General features: G+C 62.0%; 1 protein-coding gene and 1 pseudogene. Both read left to right on the top strand.

The window, feature by feature from the left end; all coding sequences use genetic code 11:
* Positions 1 to 128: Maf family protein (locus tag EN846_RS34110; RefSeq protein ID WP_189587207.1), on the top strand; the 128-nt coding region annotated here is incomplete at its 5' end.
* A pseudogene (locus tag EN846_RS34105) lies at positions 121 to 337 on the top strand (shikimate dehydrogenase); the annotation flags it as partial. The gene EN846_RS34110 and the pseudogene EN846_RS34105, both read left to right, overlap by 8 nt.

Below are 337 nucleotides of genomic sequence, written 5' to 3'. Positions count from 1 at the left end.
CCTACCAGGTCGAGGGCGAAGGCATCCAGCTGTTCGAGAAAATCGAGGGCGACTATTTCACCATCGTCGGCCTGCCGCTGCTGGCGGTGCTGAAGAAGCTGCGCGACCTGGGAGCGATCGATGGCTGAGAAAAAGGCCTTTGTCACCGGCCATCCGATCGCCCATTCGCGCTCGCCGATGATCCACGGCTATTGGCTCGAGAAATACGGCATCGACGGCAGCTACCAGGCGCTCGACGTGCGGCCGGAAGATTTTGCGGCGTTCCTGGGATCGCTGGAGCAAAGCGGTCTCAGCGGCGGCAATGTCACCATTCCGCACAAGGAAGCGGCCTTCGCCC

It is taken from the genome of Mesorhizobium sp. M4B.F.Ca.ET.203.01.1.1 (assembly GCF_004791025.1).
Taxonomy (GTDB): domain Bacteria; phylum Pseudomonadota; class Alphaproteobacteria; order Rhizobiales; family Rhizobiaceae; genus Mesorhizobium; species Mesorhizobium abyssinicae.
This window is presented reverse-complemented; position numbering and strand designations above follow the sequence as displayed.